This is a genomic window from Enterococcus sp. DIV2385, from assembly GCF_051711925.1.
GTDB classification, from domain to species: Bacteria; Bacillota; Bacilli; order Lactobacillales; family Enterococcaceae; genus Enterococcus; species Enterococcus faecalis.
Genome location: NZ_JBIONV010000001.1, coordinates 2,622,406 through 2,636,847, shown reverse-complemented (window position 1 = coordinate 2,636,847; position 14,442 = coordinate 2,622,406). Strand labels below are relative to the sequence as shown.

At 40.9% G+C, this 14,442-nt stretch carries 11 protein-coding genes; 10 read left to right on the top strand and 1 reads right to left on the bottom strand.

Going from position 1 to position 14,442, the window contains the following annotated elements:
• Positions 1–61 precede the first annotated feature (61 nt).
• Positions 62–1,267: a sunset domain-containing protein gene (locus IGM04_RS12725; protein ID WP_002359001.1), complete on the bottom strand. Its 1,206-nt coding sequence runs from the start codon at positions 1,265–1,267 to the stop codon at positions 62–64.
• 191 nt (positions 1,268–1,458) lie between these two features.
• Between IGM04_RS12725 and IGM04_RS12720 the strand changes: the two genes are divergently transcribed.
• From IGM04_RS12720 to IGM04_RS12675, 10 genes are all read left to right on the top strand, one after another.
• Positions 1,459–2,703: a competence/damage-inducible protein A gene (locus IGM04_RS12720; RefSeq protein ID WP_086318133.1), complete on the top strand. Its 1,245-nt coding sequence runs from the start codon at positions 1,459–1,461 to the stop codon at positions 2,701–2,703.
• Positions 2,704–2,816: 113 nt separating this feature from the next.
• The gene (gene recA, locus IGM04_RS12715) at positions 2,817–3,863 is read left to right on the top strand and encodes a recombinase RecA (protein WP_002354860.1); all 1,047 of its coding nucleotides are present in this window, start codon (positions 2,817–2,819) and stop codon (positions 3,861–3,863) included.
• A gap of 396 nt (positions 3,864–4,259) precedes the next feature.
• Entirely contained in the window at positions 4,260–5,816 is a 1,557-nt protein-coding gene (gene rny / locus IGM04_RS12710; RefSeq protein ID WP_002354863.1) for a ribonuclease Y, read from the top strand.
• Positions 5,817–5,975: 159 nt separating this feature from the next.
• A complete protein-coding gene (locus tag IGM04_RS12705) occupies positions 5,976–6,773 on the top strand; it encodes a TIGR00282 family metallophosphoesterase (protein WP_002354864.1) in 798 nt (265 codons plus the stop codon).
• 73 nt (positions 6,774–6,846) lie between these two features.
• Entirely contained in the window at positions 6,847–7,233 is a 387-nt protein-coding gene (locus IGM04_RS12700; protein ID WP_173951132.1) for a RicAFT regulatory complex protein RicA family protein, read from the top strand.
• Entirely contained in the window at positions 7,234–9,810 is a 2,577-nt protein-coding gene (mutS, locus tag IGM04_RS12695) for a DNA mismatch repair protein MutS (protein ID WP_002354867.1), read from the top strand.
• Between the two features lie 31 nt (positions 9,811–9,841).
• Positions 9,842–11,974, top strand: a complete 2,133-nt coding sequence (mutL, locus tag IGM04_RS12690; protein ID WP_086318135.1) for a DNA mismatch repair endonuclease MutL — start codon at positions 9,842–9,844, stop codon at positions 11,972–11,974.
• 24 nt (positions 11,975–11,998) lie between these two features.
• On the top strand, positions 11,999–12,553 hold the full coding sequence (locus tag IGM04_RS12685; protein WP_002354869.1) for a Maf family protein: 555 nt from the start codon (positions 11,999–12,001) through the stop codon (positions 12,551–12,553).
• Positions 12,554–12,685: 132 nt separating this feature from the next.
• Positions 12,686–13,123: a peptide-methionine (R)-S-oxide reductase MsrB gene (gene msrB, locus IGM04_RS12680; protein ID WP_002354871.1), complete on the top strand. Its 438-nt coding sequence runs from the start codon at positions 12,686–12,688 to the stop codon at positions 13,121–13,123.
• A 174-nt stretch (positions 13,124–13,297) separates the two neighbouring features.
• Entirely contained in the window at positions 13,298–14,269 is a 972-nt protein-coding gene (locus IGM04_RS12675; protein ID WP_002381060.1) for a ribose-phosphate diphosphokinase, read from the top strand.
• The last annotated feature ends 173 nt before the right edge of the window (positions 14,270–14,442 follow it).

Below are 14,442 nucleotides of genomic sequence, written 5' to 3'. Positions count from 1 at the left end.
GGGCCTCCGTTAAAACAACGGAGGCCCCATTTTCTTGTTTGATTAATTATTGCTAATGTATTTACTGTTTGGGTGCTCGGTATCCTGCTGCTTCTGCTTCTTCAACAGTAGAGAACCAAGCTACTGGATTCGTAGTTCTATTATAATATCTACTTCCAGGTACATGATAAATTCCATTACGTGACCCTTTAATTAAGGCGTTACCGCTTGGTGCTTCCGCAGCAGCCGTCTCGACTTCCGCCGGCGCCTGTGCGGCTTGTTGCGCCTCTGCTTCAGCTTGCGCTTTTGCTGCCGCTTCGGCTTGTTCTTTTTGCGCTTTTTCAGCGGCTAGTTTCTGAGCTTCTGCTTCTTTTCGTTGTTTTTCTTTGTGGGCATCTAATTGAGTTTTAACAACGGCTACCCGTTTTGTTAAAGCTTGATTTGGGGAGTTTAAAGCGTCAATTTGTTTGATCGCTTCATTATAGTAAGCTTCATTAGTTGGTTCTTGTTCAGCTTTTTCAACAGCGGCAGTTGCACTGGCGACTAATTGTTCATTTTTTTCTTTTTCAGCGATAGCGGTTTGAACAGTCGTTAATCGTTGTTGAAATCCTTCTTTGCCAACTGGGGCAGCAGCTACTAATTTTTCAGCTGCTTGATAATCGCTTTTACTTTTAGATTTTTCAGCAGTTGTAACTGCTTCATCAACAGGTACTGCTTCTTTGATTTTTTCAAGGCGATCATTGTATTCCTCGTATTCTTGACTTAATGAAGATACTAAGGTTGCGGCTTCATCATAGTTTTTCTGAGAAGGTTGTTTTTCAGCGTAAGCTAAAGCTTTTTCTGTTTTGGCTAATTCTTGCTCAGAATCTGTGATGCTCGCAATAAATTCTTTTGACGGTGTGACTTCGACTGATTTTTCAACTTTGGTATCTTTCTTCTCAGCCACAAAGGTGATTTTTTGCGTTTTTTCATCGGACAGTTTTACTTTGTAAGCAAACGTTTTGTCTTTCGTTTTTACTTCCTTGCCATTGGCCGTTAGTTTGCTGTTGCCGTCGTATTCGCCTTTGATGGTGGCTGAGCCATTGGCATCGGTTTCAACACTCTCTGCATCAAGTGAAAGCGTTGGGGAAGAATCTGTCGTGGCAACCCCACCAATAAATAGAGCGGCACTTGCTAATGCGGCATAGCCATATTGTTTTTTCGGTTGTTTCTTAATTAATGCTTTGATAGTCAGTCCCCCGCTGACAAGTAACCCTAATAGACCCAAAAGTCCTAATACTACACTCATTCATTTCTCTCCTTTCGATATAACGTTATTATACAATGTATTGTGAGAAAATGAACATTTTTTTCGTAATAATTAATAAATTTCCTGATAAAAAAATTATTTCCTGAAGCTCAAATTCTTTTGTAAAAATTTTGTTGTGCTAAAATGGAAAGTGAGTTTAACTACGTATGTTATTAGAGAAGGGGAAATCAATGAAAGCAGAAATCATTGCAGTCGGAACAGAGTTATTACTGGGACAAGTAGTGAATACCAACGCCACCTTTTTATCAGAAGAGTTAGCTGCGCTAGGCATCGATGTTTACTATCAGACCGTTGTTGGCGATAACGGCGGCCGCTTAGAAACGCTACTAACAGAAGCAGAAAAAAGAAGTGATTTAATTGTCCTGTGTGGAGGGCTAGGACCTACAGAAGACGATTTAACCAAGCAAGTTGTTGCACAACATCTCCATAAATCATTAGTAGAAGATCAAGAAGGATTGAACCGCTTGCACCAGTTTTTCCAACAGTCTAAGCGGCCAATGACGGAAAATAATTTACGACAAGTGTTAGCCATTGAAGGTGGACAAGTTCTTCAAAACCCGACAGGATTAGCGGTTGGTTCTTTCGTAACAGAAGGCACAACAAGCTATTTGCTCTTACCAGGGCCGCCCAATGAATTAATTCCGATGTTCCAACAAGCGGCACGACCTTTATTGATTGATGCGTTTCCACAAGAAGAACAATTGATTTCAAGAGTCTTGCGTTTTTATGGCATTGGTGAATCACAGCTGGTGACCGAGATTCAATCGTTGATTGCGCACCAAACGAATCCAACCATTGCGCCTTATGCTAAGCCTAATGAAGTGACACTTCGTTTAACAGTTAAAACAAAAGACTTAGTAGCTGGCGAAGAATTATTAACAGCGACGGAAGAAAAGGTTTTAGCTAAAGTGGGAGACTATTTTTATGGGTATGGGGATGACAATAGTTTAGCCAAGGTAACAGTGGATTTGTTATTACAAAACGGACAAACCGTCACGGCTGCTGAGAGCCTCACCGCTGGCCTATTCCAAAGTACACTGGGGGAAATTGCGGGTGCTTCGAAGATTTTTAAGGGAGGCTTCGTGACGTATTCGCAAGAAACAAAAGAGAACTTTTTAGGGATTTCTCATGAACTTTTAGAAGAACATGGCACGGTAAGTGAAGCGTGTGCCAAAGAAATGGCAGAGAAAGCGCGTCAGTTAGCTAAATCTAACTATGGTTTATCATTTACTGGGGTCGCTGGTGACCCAATCGAAGGTCAACCGACAGGCACTGTTTGGATTGGGCTGGCGGAAGAAGGCCAACCAACCGTTGCAGAATGTTTCCATTTTAACCGTGACCGAAATTATATTAGACAGAGTGCGGTTATGCGAGGGTTAGATCTTTTGCGGCGCCGAATCATTAATAAAAAATAAATATGCGAATGTTTGTTCGGTTTTTTCTTGCTTTTTTGGTACAAAAGAGATATGATAGACCTACTAACAGGAAATGAAAAATAAGTTTATATAAATTAAAGGAGGATTATCCATTGGCAGATGATCGTAAAGTGGCTTTAGATGCCGCACTGAAAAAAATTGAAAAGAACTTTGGGAAAGGCTCTATTATGAAATTAGGCGAAAAAGCTGATCAAAAAATTTCAACTATCCCTAGTGGTTCTTTAGCGTTAGATGTTGCATTGGGCGTAGGTGGGTATCCACGTGGCCGAATTATTGAAGTATATGGTCCTGAGAGTTCAGGTAAAACAACTGTTTCTTTACACGCAATTGCAGAAGTGCAACGAAATGGTGGAACAGCCGCTTTTATCGATGCTGAGCATGCATTGGATCCTCAATATGCGGAGAAACTAGGCGTTAACATTGATGAATTACTTTTATCTCAACCAGATACGGGCGAGCAAGGCTTAGAGATTGCCGATGCCTTAGTTTCAAGTGGTGCGATTGACATCGTTGTCATCGACTCGGTTGCTGCGTTAGTTCCTCGTGCAGAGATTGATGGTGAGATGGGAGCGAGCCATGTCGGCTTACAAGCTCGACTAATGTCTCAAGCACTACGTAAATTATCAGGCTCAATTAATAAGACAAAAACAATTGCTATTTTCATTAACCAAATTCGTGAAAAAGTTGGCGTGATGTTCGGAAATCCTGAAACAACTCCTGGTGGACGTGCATTGAAATTCTACGCAACGGTTCGTCTAGAAGTCCGTCGTGCAGAACAGTTAAAACAAGGAACAGACATCGTCGGTAACCGCACAAAAATTAAAGTCGTTAAAAACAAAGTGGCGCCACCATTTAAAGTGGCAGAAGTTGATATCATGTATGGCCAAGGGATTTCCCAAGAAGGCGAATTACTAGATATGGCTGTGGAAAAAGACCTTATCAGCAAAAGTGGTGCTTGGTATGGCTACAAAGAAGAACGAATTGGCCAAGGCCGTGAAAATGCCAAACAATACATGGCGGATCATCCTGAAATGATGGCAGAAGTGTCTAAATTGGTCCGTGATGCATATGGCATCGGTGACGGTTCAACCATTACAGAAGAAGCAGAAGGTCAAGAAGAATTACCCTTAGATGAATAAATAACGAGTGAATACGACTCGTTAAGAAGAAGGACAACACTTACTGAACAGGACAGGTGTTGTCTTTTTTTGTTTAGAACTAAATTGTTAAAGAGACTGTTGTCCATGTCCGAACCCATCCACATCAAGCAGCTTAGTCAAACGGCAGACTATGCGGCGTTTGTTCTAAAATTTAAACAATTCGTGACGGCGGAAACCTAAAAATGTGACGTTGTCTAATATTTGCTGCCCTTTCCAAAAGAAAGGGCTTTTTTAAGTTGACACCTTTCGCGACAAACATTAGAATAAAATTGTGTGTATGCACAAATATGCAAGTAGGCATATTGATAATTGATTTTAGTTTATCAAAAAACTACAAGATATGAATTAACAAAAAGATAGTATGGAGGTGGAAATATGGTTTTAAATATTCTCCTCGCTATCGTCGGTTTGATTGTCGGTCTTGGTTTAGGATTTGTTATTGCAAAGTCACGTCATGATAAAGCAATAAATGGTGCAAAAATTTCAGCGTCGAGTATTCTCGAGAACGCTCGGAAAGAATCAGAAACACTGAAAAAAGAAGCATTGCTAGAAGCTAAGGAAGAGAACCAGAAGTATCGTTCAGAAATTGAAAGTGAGTTGAAAGAAAGCAGATTAGAACTTAAATCTCAAGAAAATCGTTTAATTCAACGGGAACAAACGTTGGATCGTAAAGATGACTCTCTTGAAAAACGTGAAGGCTCACTGGAAGAAAAAGAAGAGAAACTTGGTGCTAGACAGCAATTAATTGATGAGCGAGAAAAAGAAGTAGAAAACTTAATTAATCAGCAACATCAAGAATTAGAACGAATTGCTTCCCTTTCAAAAGAAGAAGCAAAATCGATTATTATGAAGTCAACAGAAGAAGAGTTGAATCATGAACTAACCTTGATGGTCAAGGAGTCAGAACAACGTGCCAAAGAAGAATCTGATCGCAAAGCGAAGAACTTGCTTTCCCTAGCAATTCAACGTTGCGCCGCCGATTCTGTTTCTGAAACAACTGTTTCCGTGGTCACTTTACCAAATGATGAGATGAAAGGTCGCATTATTGGTCGTGAAGGACGTAATATTCGTACATTGGAAACATTAACAGGGATTGACTTAATCATTGATGATACGCCAGAAGCGGTTGTGTTATCCGGATTTGATCCAATCAGACGAGAAATCGCTCGAATGACCTTGGAAAAATTAATCCAAGATGGTCGGATTCATCCCGCTCGCATCGAAGAAATGGTAGAAAAATCACGTAAAGAAATGGATGAACGGATTCGTGAATACGGAGAACAAGCAGCCTTTGAAGTAGGTGCTCATACGTTACATCCTGATTTAATTAAAATTTTAGGCCGTTTACGTTTCAGAACAAGTTATGGTCAAAATGTCTTGAACCATTCAATCGAAGTAGCAAAACTGGCTGGCGTTTTAGCCGCCGAATTAGGCGAAGATGTTCAATTAGCCAAACGTGCAGGTTTACTACATGATATTGGGAAAGCATTAGATCATGAAATTGAAGGTTCTCACGTTGAGATTGGCGCAGAATTAGCTGCGAAATATAAAGAAAATTCAGTAGTTATTAATGCCATTGCCTCGCATCATGGTGATGTGGAAGCAACCTCAGTTATTTCTGTTTTAGTGGCAGCCGCAGATGCGTTATCTGCAGCCCGTCCAGGTGCACGTAGTGAATCGTTAGAAAACTACATTCGCCGCTTAGAAAACTTAGAAAATATTTCTAATAGTTTTGAAGGCGTGGATTCAAGTTTTGCTGTTCAAGCAGGACGTGAAGTTCGTGTCATGGTGAAACCAGAAGAAATTTCTGATTTAGAATCTGTTCGTTTAGTTCGAGACATTCGGAAGAAAATTGAAGATGACTTGGATTATCCAGGACATATCAAAGTAACGGTTATCCGTGAAACACGTGCCGTTGACTATGCGAAATAAAATAAAAAGCGAATAAGTATCGCGTGTAGTGTCTCAACGAACAATTGCAAGGATTGTTCGTTGAGACACTTTTTTTAATCTTTTAAAACCAAAACTTTCTTTTCAAAGCGAAAACAACTATAATAAACAAGAGATGTTAAAAAGAGAAGAGGAACCTTTTTGCGTATATTATTTATAGGAGATGTTGTCGGTTCTTTAGGAAGAGAAGCCTTAGCAACGTATGTCCCTAAATTAAAGAAGAAATATCGTCCACAAGTGACCATTGCCAATGGTGAAAATGCGGCATCTGGTCGAGGAATTACTGGCAAGATTTATAAGAAATTTTTGCAAGATGGTGTCGATGTTGTTACGATGGGTAACCATACGTGGGACAACAAGGATATCTTTGAATTCATTGATGATGCGAAGAAAATGGTTCGTCCAGCGAACTTTCCAGAAGATGTGCCTGGTCAAGGAATGGTTTTTGTGAAAGTCAATCAATTGGAACTAGCGGTGATTAATTTACAGGCCCGCACATTTATGGTGCCATTGGAAGATCCTTTCAAGAAAGCCGCCGAGCTAGTGGCTATCGCTCGCAAACGGACACCGCTCATTTTTGTGGATTTTCATGGCGAAACGACGAGCGAAAAACAAGCCATGAGCTGGTTTTTAGATGGCCAAGTTTCAGCCGTTGTTGGAACACATACGCATGTTCAAACAAATGATGCTCGGATTTTACCGAAAGGGACAGCCTTCTTAAGTGATGTCGGTATGACTGGACCTTATGATGGGATTTTAGGAATGAAGCGTGAACCGATTATTGAGAAGTTTATGACAGCATTGCCGAAGCGCTTTGAGGTAGTCGAAACAGGGCGGACAATTTTATCTGCCTGTATTTTAGAGATTGATGACCAAACGGGCCAAGCGAAGATGATTGAGCCGATTCAGATTAGTGAAGATCGCCCGTTTCAAGAATAATAGAAGAAAAGTTAATCTCGGATCATTAAGAGGTTAACTTTTTCTGCTCTTATAGAAAAAGTGCCGGTGAAAGATGAAGGTGAAAAAAATGGAGCCGTTGAATTTAGATGAACAAAGTAATAAAGAATTAGAAAAATTGTTACATTTAATTGGACAAGATGAAGTCATTCAGCGCTACCAAGCGATTGAAGAAAAGGTAAAGAAAAACAAAAAGCTGACAGAATTAGTGGAAGAAATTAAAGCTGCGCAAAAAGATGCGGTTCAATTTGCTCACTATGGCAAACCAACTGCTGAAAAAGAAGCCATTCAACGAGCTGATGCGAAAACAAAAGAATTTGATGAGCACCCACTCGTTGTAGCCTACCGCGAACAACTGATCGAAGCCAATGACTTAGTCCAACATGTCACGGCGCTCATTCAATACCGCGTGAACGAAGAGCTAGAGAAGGAAGGGAATTAAATGCCACAAAAGACAAAAAATACACCCATGATGGAACAATATTTGTCCATTAAGGCCCAATACAAGGATGCGTTTTTATTTTATCGCTTAGGTGATTTTTATGAATTATTTTATGAAGATGCTATCAATGCAGCGCAAATCTTAGAATTGACGTTAACCAGTCGTAACCGCAATGCGGATGATCCGATTCCTATGTGTGGCGTTCCTTATCATGCCGCGCAAGGCTATATTGATACGTTGATTGAGCAAGGCTATAAAGTAGCGATTTGTGAGCAAGTGGAAGATCCAAAGACTACCAAGGGCATGGTCAAACGAGAAGTGGTCCAGTTGGTAACACCAGGAACGGTGATGAATAGTAAAGGCTTGGAAGCCAAAGACAATAATTACTTAACCGCTGTGCTAACAGATGGTAATCAGTTTGGTTTTGCCTATGTAGATTTGAGTACAGGCGAATTAAAAACAGCAGTCTTGGCTGATGAAGAGGGCGTTTTAAACGAAGCTTCTGCGTTGCAAACAAAAGAAATGGTCCTAGGTTCAGGGATTCCTGAATCGTTAAAAGAGAACTTAAGTTTACGTTTAAACATCATCTTTTCGACACAAGAAACGGTGGAAGAAAATGCCGAGTTTAGTTTTTTAACCAATGAACTGATTAATCCATTAGAAATTGAAATTACAGGCAAATTATTATCTTATTTATCCGTTACCCAAAAGCGGAGCTTGTCCCATATTCAGAAAGCTGTGGAATATCAGCCAGATCATTTCTTGAAAATGGATCATTATTCTAAATTCAATTTAGAATTGAGTCAGTCGATTCGAACAGGACAGAAAAAAGGGACTCTTTTGTGGCTATTAGATGAAACGAAAACAGCTATGGGCGGCCGTTTGTTGAAACAATGGTTGGATCGTCCGCTAATTCAGGAACGTCAAATTAAGGCGCGTCAAGAAATGGTGCAATCCTTATTAAATGCCTATTTTGAACGCTTGGATTTGCAAGCAGCATTGACGAACGTTTATGATTTAGAGCGGTTAGCAGGACGCGTGGCATTCGGCAGTGTGAATGGGCGTGATTTAATTCAATTACGGACCTCTTTAGAACAAGTACCAACGATTCGACAGTTAATTGTCGGGATCAATCAAGGGGAATGGGATGATTTGTTAGTCGACTTAAACCCTGTTGAAGATTTAGTGGCATTGATTGCGACGGCGATTAATGAAGAAGCCCCTTTACAAATTACTGAAGGAAATGTTATTAAAGACGGCTATAACGACCAATTAGATGAATACCGTGATGCCATGCGTAATGGTAAGCAATGGTTAGCGGAGTTAGAAGCGAAAGAACGCCAAGAAACAGGCATTAAAAACTTGAAGATTGGCTACAATCGTGTCTTTGGTTATTTCATTGAAATCACTAAGTCAAATTTAGCGAATTTAGAAGAAGGAAAATACGAGCGGAAGCAAACATTAGCTAATGCGGAGCGCTTTATTACGCCCGAACTAAAAGAATTAGAACGTTTAATCTTAGAAGCCGAAGAAAAATCAGTTGAACTAGAATATCAATTGTTCTTGGCTGTGAGAGAACAAGTGAAAACGAACATTGATCGGTTGCAAACACTGGCTAAAACCATTAGTGCGGTTGATGTTTTACAATCTTTTGCAACAATTAGTGAACGGTATCAATACGTTCGACCAACGTTAAGAAGTAACACGAAAAATTTGGCGATTGTCGAAGGACGACACCCAGTCGTGGAAAAAGTTTTAGGGCACCAAGAATACATTCCAAACAGTATCCGCATGAACCCAGAAACAGATATTCTCTTGATTACTGGACCAAACATGTCAGGGAAAAGTACCTACATGCGTCAATTGGCTTTGACGGTGGTCATGGCGCAAATTGGCTGTTTTGTACCAGCGGAAAGTGCTGAAATGCCAATTTTCGATCAAATTTTTACACGGATTGGGGCCTCTGATGATCTAATTGCAGGGCAAAGTACCTTTATGGTAGAAATGATGGAGGCTAACCAAGCACTGCGGCACGCCACGCCTAACAGCCTAATTTTATTTGATGAATTAGGACGCGGCACGGCAACCTATGATGGAATGGCGCTAGCGCAAGCCATCATTGAATATATCCATCGTGAAGTACAAGCCAAAACGCTATTCTCTACACATTATCATGAACTAACTGTTCTAGATGAAACCTTAAAAGGCTTGAAGAATATTCACGTGGGCGCTGTCGAAAAAGATGGCGAAGTGGTCTTTCTTCATAAAATGATGGAAGGACCTGCTGATAAGAGCTATGGGATACACGTTGCTAAAATCGCTGGTTTACCAAGCCCACTTTTAGAACGAGCAGCCACCATTTTATCCGCTTTAGAAGCGGAAGAAACAACGATTCCAAGTTCAGTTCATCATGAAGAAGTTTCAGAAGTCCATGAAGAAACCGAGCAACTTTCATTATTTAAAGAAGTTTCAACAGAAGAATTAAGTGTCATTGACACATTGAAGAAAATGAATCTATTAGAAATGACACCACTAGATGCGTTAAACATGCTTCATCAATTGCAAAAACGTATCTAATTAGGAACCGAACCGGTTAGGAGGTCGTGAAATGGGGAAAATTCAAGAACTATCCGAACAACTAGCCAACCAGATTGCTGCTGGTGAAGTTGTTGAACGTCCCGCTTCTGTCGTCAAAGAATTGGTGGAAAATGCACTGGATGCAGGAAGCACCCAAATTGATATCTTTATTGAAGAAGCTGGCTTGAAAACCATTCAAATTATTGATAATGGTGAAGGAATTGCCAAAGAAGATGTACTGAATGCCTTCAAACGCCATGCCACAAGCAAAATCCATACAAGAGATGATTTGTTCCGAATTCGCAGCTTGGGGTTCCGAGGCGAAGCCTTACCAAGTATTGCCTCAGTTTCTGAAATGATTGTCGAAACTGCCACAGCTGAGGAAGAAGAAGGCAGCTATGTGATTCTAAAAGGGGGCAAGGTCGAAGAAAACCGACCAGCAGCCCTCCGTAAAGGCACAAAAATGACCGTTTCTAATTTATTTTATAATACGCCCGCTCGTTTGAAATACGTCAAAACGATCCAAACGGAATTGGCCAATATCGGTGACATTGTCAATCGTCTGGCGTTAAGCCACCCTAAAGTCGCTTTTCGCTTAGTTCATGATGGCCACAAAATGATGAGTACAACAGGCAATGGTGATTTAAAACAAACGATTGCGGGGATTTATGGCATTAGCACCGCAAAGAAAATGTTGAAAATTGAAGGAAAAGACCTTGATTTTACTTTGACAGGGTATGTCTCATTGCCAGAAGTCACACGGGCCAGCCGCAACTATTTATCAACGATTATCAATGGTCGCTATATTAAAAATTTCGCGTTAAATAAAGCAATTGTAGCCGGCTATGGTTCGAAACTAATGGTGGGGCGTTTTCCAATTGCTGTGTTAGAAATTGAAATGGATCCGCTGTTAGTCGATGTCAATGTCCATCCTACTAAGCAAGAAGTTCGTTTAAGTAAAGAAAAAGATTTAATGGCATTAATTGAACAGGCGATTCAAGAAGTGTTGAGCCAAGAACAGTTGATTCCCAATGCGGCAGACAATTTGCGTTTTAAAAAGAAACTACCGCCAGAACCTAAAGCCGAACAAATGGAAATTCCTTTATCGACTGAACAACCTGCGGTAAAACAACGACCGGGCAGCTTAAGCTATAATCCCGCAACAGGCCGCTTCTATGCGGAACATGCGACAGACGAAACACCAGCCTCAAGCGCCCCTGAAGCTGTCAACCAGACAGAAAGAGCAGTGGACCCAATGGACGATCCATTTGCGCCGCCAGTGCCAGAATCAACGAGTGTAGCGGAAGAAACGTCAGCTTACGAAACCTCTTCGGCAGCTGCTGATTCCGCAAATCATTGGGAAACAGCTAGTAATGAGCAACAGGTAATAGCCGAAGAAACGAAAATAACTGAAGTGCCTGATTCAGAACCTTCTCTGCCTTCATCAGAGGCTGCTGACGAGGTTTTCCAAGAAGAAATGAAACTTCACCCAGAATTCGATGCCAATAGCGCTGCGAGTCAAAGAGAACTGAAACAAGCCCTGAACAAGTTGGAAGAAGAACGACCGACAGAACGTTTTCCTGAGCTAGAATACTTCGGTCAAATGCACGGAACTTATTTATTCGCACAAAGCAAAGATGGCCTGTTTATTATCGACCAACACGCTGCCCAAGAACGAATTAAATACGAGTACTTCCGTGAAAAAATTGGCGAAGTCAGTGATGATTTACAAGAACTATTGGTACCAATCGTTATTGATTATCCAAATAGCGATGCCTTGAAAATTAAAGAGCAGAAAGAAACCCTTGCGGAAGTCGGCATCCATTTGGAAGACTTTGGACAAAATAGTTTCATTGTGCGTGCGCACCCAACTTGGTATCCTGCAGGCGAAGAGGAAAGCATTGTTCGCGAGATGATTGACATGTTGCTAACAACTGGCTCGGTCAGCGTGAAAAAATTCCGTGAAGCAACCGCCATTATGATGAGCTGTAAGCGATCCATCAAAGCCAATCATTACCTCAACGAGCAACAAGCACGCGTGCTATTAAAAGATTTGGCCTTGTGCGAAAATCCGTTTAATTGTCCGCATGGACGTCCGGTGCTGATTCATTTTACGAATTCAGATATGGAACGAATGTTTAAACGCATTCAAGACCCCCATTAAAAAGAAACGAGGCGTCATCATTTTATGCAAATTATTTTAGCATCCCAATCTCCTCGCCGTCAGGAGTTATTAAAGCGTGTGGTCCCAACTTTTACGATTGCACCAGCCGATATCGATGAAACTGTTGGCAAAGACGGCTTACCAGCAGAATATGTGGCGCAAATGGCTGCCCAAAAAGCAGCGGCTATAGCAGAGCAATCCCCCGAAGCACTAGTCATTGGCTGCGATACAATTGTGGCATTGGCGGGAGAAATCCTCGGCAAACCGACTTCTCGGGAAGACGGCTATCGCATGTTGCGCCTCCTAAGTGGCAAAACACATGACGTGTATACAAGTGTGACGTTGAAACAAGGAGAAAAAGAGCGCTCCGCGACAGTTCATTCAACCGTGACGTTTTATCCACTGACAGACACGGAAATCCATGCTTACTTAGATACCGCAGAATATGCCGACAAAGCAGGCGCTTATGGTATCCAAGGACAAGGGGCATTACTAATTGAAGCAATCGCCGGCGATTATTACGCCATTATGGGCTTACCAATTGCCAAAGTAGCCCGACTACTAAAAGAATTCAACTAATAAAAGACAGTCCTTTTCATTCGTCAAAAAGAGAAAGGACTGTCTTTTACTATGCAAACTATTAGGTGCCTGTTTGGCAAACGTGGTATCATTGAACCCAATAAATTGAACAGAAGAAAAGGAGTGGACAGAATGACAAAACCAACAGAAGAAGAATTAAAACAAACCTTGACGGATCTTCAATATGCCGTCACACAAGAAAACGCAACAGAACGCCCTTTTTCAGGAGAATATGATGACTTTTACCAAGACGGAATCTATGTAGATATTGTTAGTGGCGAACCGTTGTTTAGCTCCCTGGACAAATACGATGCTGGTTGCGGCTGGCCATCCTTTACCAAACCAATTGAAAAACGTGGCGTCAAAGAAAAAGCTGATTTTAGTCACGGCATGCACCGAGTAGAAGTTCGCAGTCAAGAAGCGGATTCACATTTAGGGCATGTTTTCACTGATGGCCCACTCCAAGAAGGCGGCTTACGTTATTGCATTAATGCGGCAGCTTTGAGATTTGTGCCAGTGGCAGATTTAGAAAAAGAAGGCTATGGCGAGTACCTTTCTTTATTCAAATAATCCTCATTTTTTAGACAAATACGATAAAATAGTTAGAAGAAAGCGACTTTTGATGAATATCTTGTATGAAATACAGAAAATCTCTTGATTTATTTGGCTAGGACTACTATTATTTTAGAAGGAAAGTATTGTTCAGTTTTAACGAATTGGCTGAAATAGAAAGTGGAGGTTCTAATGTCGAAACATTATTTTGATCCAAGATTGAAAATCTTTTCTTTGAACTCTAATCGTCCCTTAGCAGAAAAAATTGCGGATGCTGTGGGTGTGGAGCTAGGAAAGTGCTCTGTAACACAATTTAGTGATGGCGAAATTCAAGTGAATATTGAAGAAAGTATTCGTGGTGCACATGTTTACGTCATTCAATCAACAAGTAGTCCTGTTAACGATAACTTAATGGAACTATTAATCATGATTGATGCGTTAAAACGTGCGAGTGCTAAAACAATTAACGTGGTTATGCCTTATTATGGGTATGCACGTCAAGACCGTAAAGCACGTGCCCGGGAACCAATCACTGCTAAACTTGTTGCAAACATGATTGAAAAAGCTGGTGCAACAAGAATGTTGACATTGGACTTACATGCGGTCCAAATTCAAGGATTCTTTGATATTCCAGTGGATCATTTGATGGGTGCACCATTAATTGCCGATTACTTCATCGAACACGGCATTCAAGGCGATGACGTCGTTGTTGTTTCCCCTGACCATGGTGGTGTAACGCGTGCGCGTAAATTGGCAGAATTCTTAAAAGCACCAATTGCGATCATTGACAAACGTCGTCCAAAAGCGAACGTAGCAGAAGTAATGAATATCATTGGTCATGTGGAAGGCAAAACATGTGTCTTAATTGATGACATGATTGACACAGCGGGGACAATTTCTCTTGCTGCAAACGCATTGAAAGAAGCCGGAGCAAAAGACGTTTACGCTTCTTGTACACATCCCGTTTTATCAGGACCAGCCTTACAACGTATTGAAGATTCAGCAATTGAACGCTTAGTTGTAACAGACTCTATTTACCTATCTGATGATCGTAAAATTGCTAAAATTGACGAAGTCAGCGTTGGTGAATTAATCGGAGATGCGATTAAACGTATCCACGAAAACAAACCAGTTAGTCCGTTATTTGAAACAAAAAATAAATAATTACAAAAACCCGCCCACATCATTTTTCTGATGTGGGCGGTTTTTTCTCTAAATCATTTTATCTAAAAAAATATTGCAACCTGAATATTTATTAGGTATTCATGATATACGATAAGTGTAGAGAAGTTAAGGCGGAGGCAAGCGCAAAGGAACATGCGCTTTGCGACGAGCAT